The following is a 17562-nucleotide window of genomic DNA, read 5'->3' as shown; positions in this document are numbered from 1 at the left end:
ACAAAAAAGCAACTAGTGAATTATATGGCCTATTCAATCAAATTGTTATCCTGATCTGTTGGCGCTATCAGGTCTAAGGCCGTTAATATTATAGGAACGGTATCAGTTTGGTATAAGTTCTGATAGACATATGCTTGATAAATCGTATCACGGAAAAATAACGGTTTCGACTCTGTAATATTCGAAAGCAACCGCATATACGCATCATTTAGACGGTTTAGTGACCTACAGACTATGTCTGGTAAATTGTTGGCATAATCCGGTGCCTGCAGGAGTGCGTGAAATCGAGCTAAAAGAGCCAAATTTGATTGTAGGTCAAAATCCTCTGTAATTTTGTCACCATTAGCCTGAAATGTATTTACCCAAGAAGTAAGAATGTCCTCATAGGTTTGGGGATCAAGTGGATCAGTAAATACTTGATGGGGTATGTAGCAAGCAAGAGAGCTACGATCGCATGTACATTTCTTGATCGATTCTAAGGCTTCAGACAACTCTTTCTTCAAAGGGTCGTCATCTGGGAACATAATTTCAGACGTGATATTCAGTGATTCATCCTCAAAATGAAGACCATTATGTTGTTTAAATCTCGTTCCAAACCCTGAAGCTACGTACTGTTCAAAGAGCCGAGGAATTCCTGCTACGAGGAATACACCGGCTTGGTTATCGATTCTTTGTATACCGCTAGGGACAATAAGCTCGAAGGAACCGAGTGGATTTCCAACACCTGATGAGAGCCTGTTCCATTCATCCACGGAAATATCCCAGACAACACCACGTTCTTCCGATAGGCCTCCATAGGATGCAAAAAAGAGAGCAACCCACGGATCACGGCTGAAGTCGCCAAACCAGGTAGATACTTTGGTTATTTCCTTATAATGCTGAGCTATCGCCATGCCATGAGCGAACGGAATATTGCGCTTAGAAGCGATTGCTTGCGCTGCCTCACATGCCTTTATGGCATCTGATCTGAGTTTATCATTTGGTACTTGGCTATTCGATAAGTTTACATAAATGCTAGCTCCAACACCCCAAGTATCATTCCGCTGACCTCGATACAACCTATGACAATCACTTACTGACGCAACCTCACAACCAAAAGGTCGCCAATTAGAAGAAAGTTTGTCGAAGGCCAAATGATATACATCTTCAAATACAAACCCGGTTTCTCTCTTGTCATAACTCGACTTCAAATTGGCAATAAGGCGTAGTTCGTCGATAAAATCAGGCATCAGCTTAGGTGTCTCACACTGGGAGAATTCGCATATAGTAAAATATTTTTTTAGTGAATCCTCAAAGTATTTTCGTCCTTTAGTAGCATTTTTTACTAACCAAGATGAAGAAGAATTAGGTAATTCTTCTTCATCTTGACACCATCTCTGAAGTTCGCGAATTCTTTTGTATGCACTCTTCCAGCTGCTTTGATATAATTTTTCAGAGTTTATAGAATGCTTGATGTCCATGAATTGGCTCCTTCGTTAAACTTTTGACCAAGAAATATAACTGCACGTTCTAAATAATGAGCTTAGCTTCTGTCGTGAGTTGGATTTTCTCTTTTCTCATTTCTCATGGAAACGAATTAATCTTGTTGGATAATACTATCGAGTCGGGCTACATCATTATCAGTTTTGATCTGAACCCATAATGGGAAATGATCACTTAGCTGCCAAGTTAGCTTTTTCGTAGGAATATTTGTTCCTTTAAACAGAGTTTTCATCAGGTCATTGCTTGAGAAATCAATAACCCCGCCTTTACCCGAATAACTAAAAGCTCCTTTGGCTCTGTGTAGTATTTGGTCGTATCGCTTATGCCCGGGGCTGACTGCTGTGTCATGGATGCCTTCAAGGGCTTTTGGCATTTTCAACTTACTGCTTTCTGTCAGTGCTTTGTAAAATTCATCGCCAATTTTAGGTATGTTGAAATCTCCAACAACGATAATGTCTTGATCAAAAACTTTATCTGCATTATCGTCCCATCGACTGGATATCCAATCGCCGAAGCTTTGTAGTTCTTTGATACGACCAGCTTCGTCTCCCCATCTGGCGTGCATAGCGAGCATTATGAAGTCGAAGCTTCCTGCTTTAAACGAGGCGATATAAGGTGTTCTCCACCATGACTGGTTACTAATGAACTCTGAACCGATTTTTTTTCTATTTGGCTGTGCTTCTGCGGCTAATCCAGTAAAAATAACCATACGCTCATCATATAAATAGGCCGTGCGTTCCCAGTTGCCACCAAAGTCAGCTTGCCAATCGCTCATCACAAACTTCCATTGCGGCCCTAAACGCTGCAATACTCTTTTAAAATCAAGCAGGTTGTCACGTAACTCAGTGATTGCAATTAAATCAAATTGATAGAGTATTTGTGCAATAAATAGAATGGCGTCATCTGTGCGAGGTGTTTTCCCAAAATCTCTAATATTCCAAGTTGCAATGTTTAGACTGACATCAAGTTTGGATGCCGGGATTTTTGATTCATCTATCCGTTCAATCAGGAGTTTTAATCGACCAGCCATATCTGGTGACACGTTGGAGTAGTCCAAAATTCGTTCCAATTTGATATTTAGAAAAACAATAGACGACTATAGTGGAATCGCAATGAAGATTTTTATTTTCTTGAACAAGCCTAAGAATCTTTCTCATGCAAACTATCTATATAACGAAAATAAAATCTGATCCTTTACAGGAGGATAGTTAACAATGCCTGGCCAAGGTTGGGCACCTTACCTCCCTGGATATCTTGTAATTCCCTCCTGAAAATTCGCAGCGATGTGCTTGAACATACTTTAGTCAGTTTCTGCTGTTCAGCTACGCTAAGAGCTAATCTGTGTTGCACAAGTGTAAATTTTAGCTAAAGTAGTGACAGAAGTATCGAAATTAACTATGTTAGTGACAAGGTACGCACTTTGTCGCTGATCTAGTTAAAAATTTGCACTTTAATATACGTTAAAGTGCAAGCTTAGAAACTGTCTAGTAAAACTCTGATCGAATTAGACGTGCTATTTTGAGGAGGCCAATCTGGGTAGATTTAAAGAATTTGTTTTCCAGTGGACATATGGTTATGCAGATAATATTCGTAGTTTGATCATTAATGGAAGCAATGGTTTATCCGATGTTGAATCATTTTTTGAGCAAGAAGGGGTTGATTTTTTTAATAAAGCAATCAAGCCAAATAAAGTTACATTGCTGCATGATTTTATAAATGAAAGTATATACTTGGAAACTCAATACTGTATTCGAAAGGCTTTTGATGAAACTATAGAAGACATTTACGAAATATTGGATTTGCACCAAGCTGAGTATAAACGTATCTATGAATACAGAGGTGATGAGTATAACAACTATATAATGAAGAAGTTGGGTGCTTACGTTCTCAATCAATTAAGTAACGAGGTTTTTACCCTGCTATTTCAAGACCGTGAAGTTTTAAAGGCATTTAACGAATGTGCTGCAAAATATGTTAGACGGATACGAAAATTCACCGCTCAGAACTATTTTGAACGAGACGGAACATTTTTTAGATGTAATTATTGGCCAAAATGGTTGAAAGATGGTTTGTTCTACAGAGAGAAAGGCCACTGTGCAATATGCTGTACTGATCTTACAGGTCTTTATTCAACTGGTCAGGAATTAGCAATAGATCACATTGTGCCTCTAGCTAAAGGAGGAACGAACGATCCTACTAATTTGCAGATCCTTTGTAAACATTGCAATAGCGCTAAAGGGGCTAGATCTTCCAATACCAAAGGATGGGTATCTGTATACTGGTAGATAATAATTGAATTAATACACTAAGTTAAACGCAGCCTATTCCATAGACTGGCTAGATGATCATAAAGCCAAGGCTCTTTAATAGATATTAACGTGTATGTTATTCAGTTCGATGACAATATGGATGTGTTTAAATGTTAGTTTGATGAGGCTAATTGAATGGATAGAGCAGTATCAACAGAATCTAATAGAATTTATACCGCTGAGGAATTTGAAGCGTTATCTGAATCGCAACGTAAGGGGTTAAAGCTAACACTTTCTTGCCTTGGTTGCGGTGATGTAGCTTGGTTCAAATCTGCGACAAAGCCCGGTGCTAAGGTTAGAAGAATTGCACATTTCAACTCACATCACCATGGTGAAGAATGCGAATTTAGGACGTCATATTTTCTAGTAGATGATGAAGCAAATAGCGGTAAAACAACGGTAGAGCAAGTACCAGTAGTTGCAGAGTACTTAGTCAATTTGGACTCCAAAATCGGTGGAGCGATTACAGACATTGCACTTGAGCCAATACCTAATGAAGGATTTGTTGTTCCACCTAAACCGAGTGGTGGAGCCATTGGTAAGGGAGCTGGCGTAGCCTATGAAACACATTTGAGCAAAACACTTCGTCAAATATTGTCTTACCTCAAGCGATTCCCTGATTTCAGAACTTCAGACAAAAAGGTTGTTTTGTATTCTGAATCAGGGCAATTAAAAGTGAATGGTGCTATAAAAGATCTTGCTGTCAATTTCGAGGATGTTGATGAAACGATGGTTGATCAATACAAGTTATTCTGGGGTGTAATAGTAAATGCAGAAAATGAATTTCAAAATAACGGTATTTGGTTGAACAGTAATAGGTCCAAACGTGGTCTAAGCATTAAAATCTACGAAGATATTAGAGATAAATTCTTACAAGCATTTAAAATAGAAGAACTTGAAGCACTTGAAGGTGCACATGTGTTAGTAGCTGGAAAAATGCATTATTCTGGACGGAATAACAAACCAATAGTTTACTGCGCACTGCCAAATTTTATTACTATACAAAAATATAGAGAAGTTACTAACTGAGCAAATTTTTCAAATAATAACCAAAGCAATTCAATTAGTAACAAGAGTGATTAACACAAGGAATATTTAGAGTGAGTATACTCTTTACTGATATGGGGCTAGCTTATCGCAAAGCCAAAGTAGACCTATATTACTCATCGCACCCCTGCCTAACTTCAATTGCTGATTACGAAGAGAATTTAGAAAAAAACCTTCTCGGATTACTCTTTAAAATAGTGGGAACAGATGAAAGTTGGATCGCTAGCCCTGATTTTTTAGGTAGTTGGACTCTGACAACAAAGTCAGTTAGCACTGAAGAGTGGGATAAATACTGCGAGGATAAAGGTCATGGTCTTATTTTTTCATCTCCGGCTGATGAATGGGATTATCTTTGCGAAGAGCTGACTGATAAACAAAGTGTCAAATCTCCTGCAGCACAGTTTAGAGTAATGGCTGCTTGTAGTCTTGATTTTCACGTACTGTCAACTTTATGGCTTTTAAAGGTTGGGCATTTGTTCGATGCAAAACTAACTAAATGCGCTTATGGTAATCGGCTGCGTCGTACTCAAGATGGCAAATCTATTAATCCGCTTTCTCTGGGCTCTTTCGCACCTTATTTAAAACCATTCCGAGATTGGCGCGATAATGGCATTAAAGCCATGCACACTGCCTTGACGGAACAGAAAAAAATAGTTGCGTTGACCGCCGATGTTAGTTCGTTCTACCACGAACTTAACCCTGATTTCATGCTAAATAGTGACTTTCTTGAGCGGGTATTAAACATCTATTTGGATGTTGAACAAAAGAAACTGCATCGGTTATTTATCAACGCTCTGAAAGCATGGGCGCAAAACAGTCCTCTAAATAAGGGCCTACCAGTTGGTTTGCCAGCTTCTGCAGTGATCGCTAATGTTGCTTTGATCGAGCTAGATCGCTTTGTAGAGCAACAAGTCATGCCTTTGTATTATGGGCGTTACGTAGATGACATTTTATTAGTAATGCAAAACGGTGCAGGGTTTCGTTCTAGTGCCGAAGTATGGGAATGGTTGTTTAGCCGTGCGTTTGGAAAGTTAGCGTGGGCAGACAATACAGAAAAAAAAGAAATTGCATTCTCCACCGACTATTTGCAAAACAGCAAAATACGATTCGCAAACAGTAAAAATAAGGTTTTTCTGCTAACTGGTGAACCTGGTAAAGCTTTGGTTGAAGCAATTAAACATCAAATTTACGCTCGTGCCAGCGAATGGCGTGCCATGCCAAGGATACCATCAAGTGCAGAGTACGTAGGTACAGATTTGCTTGCAGCAACGCAGAGCGATGGAGAGGCGGCCGATAATCTCCGTAAAGCTGATAGTTTGACCATGCGACGTGCAGGGTTCGCGATTAAACTCCGTGACTTCGAAGCTTACGAACGAGATTTACCCCCTTCTGCTTGGCAAGATCATCGTAAAGCTTTCTTTCGTGCTTTTATCGATCATGTTTTAGTGCTACCGACTTTCTTTGACTTATCCGTTTATTTACCACGGGTAATAAAGCTGGCGACGGCTTGCGAGGATTTTGGCGCTTTACGAAGAATTTTAGACGCTGTAACAGCAGTCTGCATCCAACTAAATAGATCATGTTCGATAAATATAAAAGCGAGTGAAGACGAGAAATCGCTTCCAGATGCCGAGATTGTTAAGCTTTGGCGAGTCCAGCTTTTTAAGTCAATATGCGAAAACATCGCAGCATCAATTCCGCCTCGGTTATCAAAATTGGGCAAGCAGTCGTGGCAGAACAATATGTCAAACTATCGACCATCACTTGACGAAGAGTCTGGGTTAAGTTGGCCGACATCTGAAAAAGTCTTTCAGCAACTTCAAGCCCGACTGTTCTTTTTCGATCTTGCGCATATGCCGTTCCGCTTTGTTGGTTTACCGAGGGAGATGATTTCACAGCGGGGAATTCCAGCTCGTAAAGGAGTGATTAACTATTCAACTACACACGAGTTTTTACCTGAGAATATTAAAAAAGGCGCTGCTGAACTTAGCAGTTGGATTAAGTTTAAAGCTATTCCGAATGGGTTGATCTTTGCTACCCGGCCTTTTAACTTGCCTGAGTTATTTATTTTAGACAGAAACGCTTACAAACCGGGGGGGCAAGATGCGCTTCGTGGCGTAGTTTTGGCGACCCGTGGTTTTATCTTAAATGAAAAAACTCCATGTTTTGACAAAAAGGGTGTTCTGCAAATCCCAGACGGTAGTTCATCTGAAAAATATATGATAGCCGTATCGAGCTGGAAAACGAACATCCCTAGTTGGACTGCAGCTGTAATGCGAAATTCCGATCCTGATGAAATGCGTTATGCCAGGCTAAATCGCTTACTGGATACTGTTATAGGTGAGCCCAAGCAAAGTCGTTACTTAATTTTGCCTGAGCTGTCGTTACCTGCTCACTGGTTTATTCGTATCGCACGTAAGCTACAAGGTCGAGGTATCTCGCTAATCTGCGGAATAGAGTATCTGCATGCACCAAAATCATTAGTTCGCAACCAAATCTGGGTATCCATGACGCATGATGGCCTTGGTTTTCCTTCCTTGATGATTTATAGGCAAGATAAACAGCGGCCAGCTTTACATGAAGAGCACGAGTTACAGCGATTGGGGGGCCTTAGTCTTAAACCTGCGCAGCAATGGTCCGAGCCGCCAATTATACAACATGGTGATTTTTGTTTCGCACTATTGGTATGTAGTGAGCTTACCAATATTCAATATCGCGCTGCACTGCGTGGTAAGATTGATGCTTTGTTTGTACCAGAGTGGAATCAGGACACTGAAACTTTTAATGCGCTCGTTGAGTCTGCGGCATTGGATATTCATGCATATATTGTCCAGTGCAACGACAGACAATATGGTGATAGCCGAATTCGAGCACCCTACAAAGAAAGCTGGAAACGAGACATCTTGAGAGTGAAAGGAGGGATCACTGATTACTGTGTAATTGGTGAGATTGATGTTAAAGCCATTCGCCAGTTCCAAAGCTGCCATCGCTCACCATCTGAGCCATATAAGCCTGTTCCGGATGGTTTTGAAATTAGTCATACCCGGAAATCACTTCCTAAATAATATTAATGTGTCGGATTTCGTCTCATGAGAACTCTGAGGCTCTAAGTAAAAGAACTTTAAGCAGGGAGTTTAGCTAGGCTTATTACAAGGTAGGTTAGCAATTTTAGTCCCCCTCTTTCAGCTAATCTGTTTTGCATAAGTGTTAAGTTTAGCTAAAGTAGTGACAGCAGTATCGAAATTAATTATGTTAGTGACAATGTGTGTACTTCGTCGTTAATCCAGTGAAAAATTTGCACTTTAATCACTACTAAAGTGCAAACGCGAATCCCAACAAGCTTAATGTGTCTCTATCCAGGTTATTGAGGGTTTATTAAATTAGGTGAACTGCTGAGCGCTAATTTTTTCATTATGGAATTTCGTTGTCTTGAGTTGACTTTAAAATGGCAAACAAAAAAATTTGGTCGTATGCGATAGACGAAGAAGGTAATTACGTTGTCGGAGATAGGCATCTCTTAAAAATTTACTACATCTGGGAGGTGCTAAAACTTAGAAGAGAGGATATCCATCAGTTTAATAAGTTAACCTTTATGAGCACTCATAGAGCCGTTGAAAAGCGTTTGCCTATGACCGCTGTAATTCATGGTTTTTTTAGATACAAGTCTGCTCCTGATGATCATGAAAAGCCTGAAGGAGATAGTGACTCTTTGTCTCATTCTATCGCAATCCAAGCACTTGCGGAGCTGGCTGTGTTGAACTTTAAATGTGGTAACGAAGAGTTTTCTATCGATGTGGTAGATATCCGAACTGAAGATACGAAAGTCCAACTTACTAATAGAGATAAGTTTGACTACTATTACCCCGATCTTATTTGCGAATTCCGTTCACCAAATCACTTAGCAATGAAATGGGGTAAAAAGCTGGCAATTGAAGTGAAACACACACATGGTTGTGAAGACGAGAAAGTCCATGATTTTAGAAATCACTGTATACCTATCATTGAAGTCGATATTGCCAAATATTCGATTGAAGAAAAATTTGGGACTAAGTCTCCCACCCCAGAACAACTTGAACAATACTTTAAATACTGGAAAACAAATTTCGCTAAGCAAATTTTTGGTCGCATCTTGAGTGATCCAGTTACACCAGAGTATTTCAATGAGTTTTCTAGAAAGGCTTTGGAGAAATTATCTCATTTTAAGATACAAAGCGATAAGCTAGGAAAAGATCTGACCGAATCAAGACACAAAAATTCCCTTTTGGCTAGTGATTTGGAAAAGGTTATTCGTGACTATTCATCGCTATGTGATGAGATACTTAAAAGGGATTTAGAAATAAAAGCTTTGGAAAGTCGTGGACTAAAAGATTACTTCTTGCGCTGTTTGGGTCTGAAAAGTTAGCCAGAAAAACTCGGGTTATTACATCAAGTCTGCTTTGTTTTGTCTGGTCTTTCTTTTTTGGTTTATTGAATGTCGCTATTAATGCATCATATGGTTTTGTACTTTTTGAGTTTTTCGTCATTGTTGAAATAGTACTAAATTTAGTGTTGATGAGAAAATCAAGGTGCAGCCGGAGCATAAAATAACAATGGCTAACTCAAATGATATAAAATTTAATCTCGAGGCATTTTTATAATTATTAATTCTCGGCTTCATGTACTTGTTTATTGTAAGTCTCAGTGTGCGTGTGCAGGGTTTGAAGTTGTTGTTTTTAAATACATAAATACCAGAAGCTATTGTAAAGGAAAGTGCAATTAAATTGGATTGGAAATCGTTGCTATTGTCATATATTGGTTCAAAATAACCAAGGTGAAGCATTAGTTTGCTCAATTGGAATAATAAAGAAAATATCACAGAAATGACTGCGAGCTTAGTAAGGATAATTGGCAGGTCAATACTTATTATTTTGACAAATAGTATTGTTGTATGTTTTTTAAACTTGCTATAAGCTCTCTGTGAGTTTAAGGCGGTTAGCGAATACAGCAAAAAAATAAATGCTATGATATAGCTAGATTGTTCCGATGATATTGCTGCAGAAGCTGAGTTAAGAATAAAGGCAGTGCACCCTATGATTATTCGCCAAAATAATTTGAAGTCTTCTGATGTCGTTGAGTCATCCCAGTAAGCCTCTGTTATGCCAAGAGTACGATTTTTTGACAAGTAATCAGTATTATTTATTTTATCATTCTTTGTTTTGCAGGCTTTCATTAGAGTGTCTTCTGATTTGATTTTTTGTTTTAGTGTGAGTTTAAGCTTTTAAAAAATAAAATACCTAACGTGGCGCGAAATCAATGCTGATTCCATGATGTTTTTTTAATCCATACGGCACCTAAATATCTTATCAGATAGCGCCTCGACTCTTGTAGTTCTTTTCCCATTGTGTAAATCGCTTTTCCCATAACTTGCTTAGTTTATCGGCATGCATCCATTTACGTTCGATCTCCTCTTTTGCTGGCAACTCAACTCCAGAAAGCTGCTGGCTAAACATCCGTGGTATTACATGGCTGTAGTGCTTCTCAATCATCTCGATACTGGTGCCACACTGCCGGGCTAACACGTCAATAGTCACACTCTGTGCTATCAACTCCCAGGTAATGAATGAATGGCGTAGAGAATACAAAGTGCGTTTACCATGTGGAGACTGGTCCAAGCCAAGGTCTTTAAGTGCCGAGTTAAAGGTTCGGCCTATTTCGTTGGTCTCTGAACCATCGGGCAAACGGAAAATATAGTCTTGTGGCTTACGGTTCGGGAAGCGCTCAGATAACCTCAGAATGGTATTTTGAATAGCGCGTTTGCACACCACTTCCCTTGTACCTGTATGAATTGTGGTCTTACCTTTGCGAACGGTAATGAAGAATGTTGCTTTATCTCCAATGCGCTCTATGTGCAGGTCACCCCACGTCAGGTTATCAATTTCAGTACCGGGACGCATGCCTGTGTAAATCACGAATTCAGCATAATCCTGAGTGAGTTCACGTATTTGTCTGGTTATCTCTTTGCGGCTATTTGTCTCAAGCTGATAAAGGTGGTCCATTACTCGCTCGAATTCTTCAGGGTTTAAAGATGCTCTTCTAACTGCATGGTTACCCTTAACGGATAGGCCAGGGATCTGATTGTGCAACATCCACTTATTTTCGACAGCCTCTTTAAACACCATCTGCATAGCGGCATTGTGATTTAGGATGGTTGACTTGGCTGGTTCACGACCAATTTTTTCGACACGCCACTTATCAAATTCCCGCAAAATATCGTTGTCGATGTTGGTTATCGGAGTACGGTCGAAAAAAGGGATGTGGTATTTACGTAGAACCAGTATGTAGTCTTTATAGATAACCTTACCTGTACCACGGTAAAGTTCGGCCTCCATAGTCTGAATAGTCTTTTCAGCGACATCTTTGAATTGTTTTGAGCTAATCAATGTGCCTGTTTTATGACGAATCTGATATTCCACCATCATCCTGTAGGCGATGTCGATTGCTTTAAGCTTGTCTAATTGCTTGGTTGCGCGAGAGTACCACTTACCTTCAACCTGAAAACGCGCATACCACCACTTGCTATTTGACTGCTTGAAGATGTGTACATCGTCACTAATTTGGTGACGCTCAGTTTGCTTTGCCATAACGCTCTCATGCGAAGTTTTTGCAAAGTGTATAGCAAAATTTATTAAAAACAATGGCATGGAAAGCGCAGTGAGCGTTCAAAATCCGCCGGGGGAAACTCCGTGTCGGTTCGAGTCCGACCCTAGGCACCAAAATTTCAGATTGTGAATTCAGTACCAATTATTTTGCATCAGGTCTTCTGACGTTTAGAACAGTGTTATTTTATCTGTCATGCTCTTTCTAATATCCCCAAAAATATTCTCAACACTTGCATCCGATACTCTTTAGTCTGTTCACTTAACAGGAAAACGCTGGTACATTTTCTTTCGCATCTTGCTAATTCTCAGTTGTCGAAAGAAATGGAGGCCTTTGTCGAATATAACATCTGAAAGTCTGGAGTCAGCATTAACTGGTAACCCAGAGGCTCTTGAGGTTCACCTTACCCTTGTTGAACGTGATTTAACGATCGATGGGCAGTTAGTCAAAATACATTGTCATTGTCTTTCCGTAGATGGAAATAGGCGTATTCAGCCTAATAGATTGGCTGAATTCATGCGAAATGCTGTTGTTTGGACTTCCCCTAAAACACTAGACACTCCTTAGGTTAGAATACAACTTTAGGAGGGCACCATGTCCAAGCAATGTTTTGCACCAGAATTCAAAGCTTAAGCAATCAAACAAATCACCGAACGTGGTTATTCCGTTAAGGATGTCTCAGAGCGTCTAGGCGTGTCAGATAACAGCCTGTACAACTGACTGAAACAGCACAAGCAAGCCACCAACCCAGATCCAGTCGTGACGCAGCAACAGGATTTAGCCGCTGAAAATGTCAGGTTAAAAGCGGCTTTAAAACGGGCTGAAGAAGAACGCGACATCCTAAAAAAGGCCGCCGCATACTTTGCCAAGCAGTTCAGTTAAGGTATGCCTTTATCCGCGACAACCAGAACTGCCATCCGGTACGGTTGATGTGCGCGACACTGCGCGTGCATCACAGTGGTTACTATCAATGGCTGAAGCGGCCTGAATCAAACAGAGCATGTGAGAACCAGCGTTTAACGGCACTGATTAAAGAATCATGGCTTGAAAGCGGTAGCATTTATGGTAGCCCACGTATTCACGTTGATTTACGTGAAGCAGGCGAAACCTGCTCTGAAAATCGTGTTGCCCGCTTGATGAATCTGGCTGGCCTGAAAGCTATCCGGGGCTATAAAGCGCCACGTTATCGGGCAGGGAAACCCGCTGTACCGGCAAAGAATCAGTTACAGCGTGAATTTACGTATGACGAGCCGAATAAAGCCTGGGTGACTGACATCACGTATATCAGAACCTACGAGGGCTTTTTATATCTGGCCGTTGTACTAGACCTGTACTCACGCCGTGTAATTGGCTGGTCAATGAAAGCCACTTTGGCCAAAGAGATTGTGTTGGATGCGCTGTTAATGGCAGTTTGGCGCAGAAAGCCGAAACAGTCGGTCATCATCCATTCTGACCAAGGCTCGCAGTTTATCAGCGATGAATGGAAACGCTTCCTGGATACCCATAAACTCTCAGCCAGTATGAGTCGGCGCGGCAACTGTTGGGACAATGCGGTTGCAGAATCCTTCTTCAGCTCACTGAAAAAAGAGCAGATTAAGCGCCGTATTTACAACACCCGTGATGAAGCACGTAGTGACATTTTTGAGTATATCGAGGTATTTTATAACCGTCGGCGTAGACACAGCCATTTAGGGCAGTTATCACCGGCAGATTATAAAGAAAAAGCTAATCTCAACGAGGTTAATGAGTGTCTATGAGATTAGGGGAAGTCCAGTTAGCTACATTTACAAAAATTAGAAAACCAATTCTGTAGAGCTAGCAAAGTTTGACTGATGGGATATGAGAATGGTTTAAATGATAAAGATGTTTTAATTTTCTTGAAGTTATCTGAAGTTGCGTTAAAAGTGTCTCCAGTGCTGTTATCTTTGCACGTTAATTTAGTACCAATAAATTTTTACAGCAAAATTAGACTATGGATTCTACTAAAAGTGATTTAGCAAACGATGCGTTAGTTATGCACACAGCTGGGCTGATTATCGCCCCCCAGAGCCAGAGAGTTTTTTATAATGGAAGTTTGCTACCAATAAAGGGGTTAACGTATCGCTTGCTGGAAACCCTTGTAATGGCACAGCAGAGAGCGGTTTCTTCGGAAGAGCTTGCAGAAAAAGTGTGGAGAAAATTACATGTATCTGATGAAACTGTTGCGCAGCGGGTATCAATACTTCGAAAAGCTTTGAGCTTTCTTCAAACTGACATTATAGAATCTGTACGTAGCGAAGGATATCGTTGGATATCTCCAGTTTTTATTGATGAAAGCAGCGCTCTAGATAGCGTATCTGAACAACCTGTTGCGCCGTTAATATCACGATATCCTACATTTATGAAGCTGCAATACATAATTGCGGCAGGCTTATTTTCTGTGGGGGCTTTATCAGTCTACTTTTCATTTACTCATTTCACAGAGCCGACTAAAAGCTCCGAGCCAACGCATCAGCTTTCTTCAACACTACAAAAGGCGTTTGAGTATGCTGAGCAAAATACCGAGACGGGTAATTCAATCGCCATAGATCTATTTTCTGATTATTTAAGCAACTACCCTGACAGCGTTGAGGCTAGGGTTGGTCTTGCTGCGGCCCATATTGAGCGTGTCGTTAAGTTCAATGGCAATGAGCTCTTTTTGGATTTCGCAGCGCAGCAAATTGATGACTTATCAAAGTTTGCAGTGCCCGCATGGGAGTTATTAAGGCTGAAAGGTTATTATTTCGATGCCCGTGGTGATATCCAACAAGCTATTTATTATTACGAACAAGCAATAAACGCTAACAATATTGCAATTAAGCAGGTCGCAGCGTCTTTGGCTTACTTGTATGTACGCAAGGGACGTTTCTATGAGGCGATGCAATTGAATTTAACAGTTTTGAACAAAAGGAATGGATATACTTTTCTGCAAATAGCAGAAATTCTATACCTCACTGGGTTAAGTGAGGAATCAAAAGTATGGATAGAGACTGCCTATAAATTTGCTCCAAACGATGCCTTTGTTGCTGTTCAATATGCAAGAGATGCCAGTAGAAGGGGAGAGCCTGAATCTGCATATAATGCACTTACTAAATTGCACAAATTTCAATCTGGTACTGCAGATAGTTATATTTATCTTGCTTTACTAGCGATAAATGATAGCAACTGGGATGGTGCACTTGAGGCGCTTGACAAGGCGAACTCCCTAGAGCCAAACAGCTTGTATTCACAGTCTTTACTTTACTGGCTTAGTAAGTCAGGCCACATTGAACTAGTCATGCCAAAACCTGACACTGAGAGTGCAACCCCAGTTTGGCCGAACTGGTACATCGCTAAAAGTATTGTTGAAATTGCTGATGGCGACTTGACCGCGGCGCGAAAGTCTATTGCCAAAGCAGCATTAGAGGGATATGCAGATTTCGAATATATATTAACAATGCCTATGTTTCAGACAATAAAGACCCATCCTGATTTTTCGTCATTGATAGAACAAATGATGCACTCAGTACAGACTGAGCGCACCAAAATCAAAACGATCGAGCTACCGAATCCTAAGGTATTAATGCTGGAAGAATAGCAGTTGAGAATATGGCATGTGTTTGTTGATGCATATAACGTGTGTTATAGGCCGTTGCGGTAATTACAGCTACAGCATTTAACTCAGGCACAACAAACATATAGTTACCGCCGTTGCCTGCAGCAGCGAAACTATCAACGACTTTACCATTTACGTTAAATGGTAAACGCCACCAGGTAATACCATATGTTGCATTTAATTCCGGCATAGATTCAGAATATGATTGTAGGCTTTTTTCAATCCACTCTTTAGGTAGTACTTGCTTGCCTGCCCAGCTACCTTTATTCAAAATGAGTTGGCCAATTTTTATAAGGTCTTTGGGCTTTATTCTCACGCCACCTCCACCTTGGGTTGTTCCCATGGCGTTGTATAACCACTCGCTTTCATTTATCCCTAATGGCTTGAAAAGCGCCGTTTTTGTGTACTCTGATAGCTTTTGCTTAGACGCAACTTCAATTGCTGCCGCAGCAACAGAAATCCCTGCAGTACAGTAGGCAAAATCTCTGCCATAAGGTTGTTGCTCCATTGGTTTTTCCCATGGTGGATTGGCCCTTGCTGGAAGGTTTAGGAAAAAATTGACCCAATCTTTGGTTAGGTACATGCGCTCTTCGTGACCAGCGGAGAGATCGTTGTTGTCATCACATTCAAGCGGATTAGTCATTGATAATAAATCAAAAAAAGTCATATTTGACTTTTCTTCACTTGGGTTAAGTACTGTTGAACGATTGAAAATAGGTAATACTTTGTCTTGTTCAGATTTAAAGTAACCATCAGCAATGGCCCTACCAAACATTAAGCCGGTAAACGTTTTACTTGCCGAGCGAATATCATGTAAATCTTCAGCAGTGACACCGTTGTAGTAGCTCTCGTGCACCAAGTTACCGTTGTGCATAACAAGGACACTACTAAGTTGTTGCGGTTTTAGCTCCGCAATTTGTGGACTAATTTCTTCGTAATTATTTGCAAGAGTCAGTCCTGAGAAGGCTAGAGCGCACAATGCGAAACAAGAAATTTTCATAACACTACCTTTTTGTTGTTTATGCAAAACTAATGTGCGCAAACTTCAAAAAAATGTCATTTAAAGAAGCGTGAAGAATCTTGAAATCAGAATGACCAGGTTAATCGAAATTGGATGATGAAGGATTCAATTATCTTTAGATATCTTTAAATGTGCATATGCATGGTATCGGAGAAGATAGCTAACTTAATTGCTGATGTTTTAGTCTGAAAGTATTCCAAGGGAGAAGACTATTATGAGCGTACGTATTGGTGTAGTCGCCATGCTATTAACAGTTATTTCAACGGCCCAATCCTTTGCCGTTCAAACTAGCTCAGCCTGCAAAGAGGAATTATTCTTTTCAATTGGACATCGCTTTCATGGGTCTGAAAATTTTCATAATTCATTGGATTTTATAAAAAAGTGCTTTGAGGCTGAGGGGGTTAAGCGATACTGGGTTGAGCCCTTTGCAACGAAATTGGGTAATTGGGAAAAGGGCGAAACATATTTAACGTTTAATGGAAGCATCGTTCCTGTAGAGCCGTATCCATATACACCTGATTTTAATTTACTAAACCATGAAAAGTTTTACATCTTAGACAGTGCTAGTCAACTTGACCAACCCAGCGCAGAACTCTCTGCAAAGCTACATGGTTCAATTGTTTTATTAGCAAACACACATAGGGAGCAAAAGTACCCTCAAGTTGAGGGGGAGGAGAAACTAACAAACGAAACTCTCGCTCTAGCTGCTTTGAACGAAGATCCTAATAATAGGCTGATTGGTTATCACTCTAGACGCTCATTGAGTTCTGTTTTACGTCACAGACGTGAAGTCAGATACGAATTTGAACGCTTTCAGAAACAGGCCATATCGTTAGGGATTGTTGCCCTTATCCAATCTTCCAACATTGATGGCGACGTTATTCGAGTTGATGAAAGTAATTTTGTAGCGCTTCCTGAAGATAGTAGCTTTAAACGTTTACCTGTCTTAGTGGTCCCTCATTCTCATTTTGCCCTGATGAAAAGTGATATAGAGGAGGGGGAAATGCTAACAGCCACCTTATCTAGTAAATCCAAAAAAGCCAATATGGAGATTGAGCCTAACTACTCGTTGTTTGTCCGTATTGATCCTAAAAAAGGTAAGTATAAACAGAAGCCTGCGATTCTTGTCGGTGCGCATTTAGATAGCTGGTCTGTTGGTCAGGGAGCCACAGACAATGGTTTAAGCGTTATCAGTTTAATGAAGTCAGCTATAGCATTAAATAAAAATAATGCTGATTTGCGGCAACCGATAGTATTTGCATTTTGGGGAGGACATGAAGTTGGGTTTGAAGGTAGTAAGTCGTTTATTGAAAGATATATAGGACAATTATTTGGGATAGGTAAAGCTGAAAAGCAACTAAATATAGCGTTATATTTCCGAGTTACCCATGATCAGTAGACACCTTCTATAGTTAGGTATCGTACCTGACACTGAGGTGCAAGATGGCCAGACA

The 17562-nt window shown here is 40.3% G+C and carries 10 protein-coding genes and 1 pseudogene; 7 read left to right on the top strand and 4 right to left on the bottom strand.

Annotated features, from left to right (window positions below; translation table 11 throughout):
• Positions 1-29 precede the first annotated feature (29 nt).
• Together ABGI61_RS00055 and ABGI61_RS00050 are read right to left on the bottom strand one after the other, a co-directional pair.
• A complete protein-coding gene (locus ABGI61_RS00055) occupies positions 30-1460 on the bottom strand; it encodes an FRG domain-containing protein (protein ID WP_347594991.1) in 1431 nt (476 codons plus the stop codon).
• Between the two features lie 116 nt (positions 1461-1576).
• Positions 1577-2524 carry an endonuclease/exonuclease/phosphatase family protein gene (locus tag ABGI61_RS00050; RefSeq protein ID WP_347594988.1) on the bottom strand — a complete coding sequence of 316 codons (948 nt, stop codon included), beginning with the start codon at positions 2522-2524 and terminating at the stop codon, positions 1577-1579.
• A gap of 553 nt (positions 2525-3077) precedes the next feature.
• Here ABGI61_RS00050 and ABGI61_RS00045 point away from each other — a divergent pair.
• The 4 genes from ABGI61_RS00045 to ABGI61_RS00030 all read left to right on the top strand — a co-directional run bounded on the left by ABGI61_RS00045 (position 3078) and on the right by ABGI61_RS00030 (position 9240).
• Positions 3078-3767: an HNH endonuclease gene (locus tag ABGI61_RS00045; RefSeq protein ID WP_347594985.1), complete on the top strand. Its 690-nt coding sequence runs from the start codon at positions 3078-3080 to the stop codon at positions 3765-3767.
• A gap of 159 nt (positions 3768-3926) precedes the next feature.
• Positions 3927-4820 (top strand): hypothetical protein, encoded by an 894-nt coding sequence (locus tag ABGI61_RS00040; protein WP_347594982.1) that lies wholly within the window; start codon positions 3927-3929, stop codon positions 4818-4820.
• Positions 4821-4891: 71 nt separating this feature from the next.
• Positions 4892-7903, top strand: coding sequence for an RNA-directed DNA polymerase (locus tag ABGI61_RS00035; RefSeq protein ID WP_347594979.1), 3012 nt, complete (start codon positions 4892-4894; stop codon positions 7901-7903).
• A gap of 380 nt (positions 7904-8283) precedes the next feature.
• Positions 8284-9240 (top strand): hypothetical protein, encoded by a 957-nt coding sequence (locus ABGI61_RS00030; protein ID WP_347594976.1) that lies wholly within the window; start codon positions 8284-8286, stop codon positions 9238-9240.
• Positions 9241-10180: 940 nt separating this feature from the next.
• On the opposite strand, the gene ABGI61_RS00025 is transcribed toward ABGI61_RS00030, so the two are convergent.
• Complete coding sequence (locus tag ABGI61_RS00025) at positions 10181-11458, bottom strand: tyrosine-type recombinase/integrase (protein ID WP_347594974.1); 1278 nt, start codon at positions 11456-11458, stop codon at positions 10181-10183.
• A gap of 652 nt (positions 11459-12110) precedes the next feature.
• On the opposite strand from ABGI61_RS00025, the pseudogene ABGI61_RS00020 reads away from it, so the two are divergent.
• Positions 12111-13231: pseudogene (locus tag ABGI61_RS00020) on the top strand (IS3 family transposase).
• A 215-nt stretch (positions 13232-13446) separates the two neighbouring features.
• Positions 13447-15069: a winged helix-turn-helix domain-containing protein gene (locus ABGI61_RS00015; RefSeq protein ID WP_347594972.1), complete on the top strand. Its 1623-nt coding sequence runs from the start codon at positions 13447-13449 to the stop codon at positions 15067-15069.
• On the opposite strand, the gene ABGI61_RS00010 is transcribed toward ABGI61_RS00015, so the two are convergent.
• Positions 15044-16087, bottom strand: coding sequence for a serine hydrolase domain-containing protein (locus tag ABGI61_RS00010; protein ID WP_347594969.1), 1044 nt, complete (start codon positions 16085-16087; stop codon positions 15044-15046). The genes ABGI61_RS00015 and ABGI61_RS00010 overlap by 26 nt on opposite strands.
• A gap of 235 nt (positions 16088-16322) precedes the next feature.
• On the opposite strand from ABGI61_RS00010, the gene ABGI61_RS00005 reads away from it, so the two are divergent.
• Positions 16323-17507, top strand: coding sequence for a M28 family peptidase (locus tag ABGI61_RS00005; protein WP_347594967.1), 1185 nt, complete (start codon positions 16323-16325; stop codon positions 17505-17507).
• The last annotated feature ends 55 nt before the right edge of the window (positions 17508-17562 follow it).

The sequence above is a fragment of the Rheinheimera fenheensis genome, from assembly GCF_039871805.1.
GTDB classification, from domain to species: Bacteria; Pseudomonadota; Gammaproteobacteria; order Enterobacterales; family Alteromonadaceae; genus Alishewanella; species Alishewanella fenheensis.
Note: the sequence above shows the minus strand (reverse complement) of the source record. Positions and strands in the feature narration are given on the sequence as shown.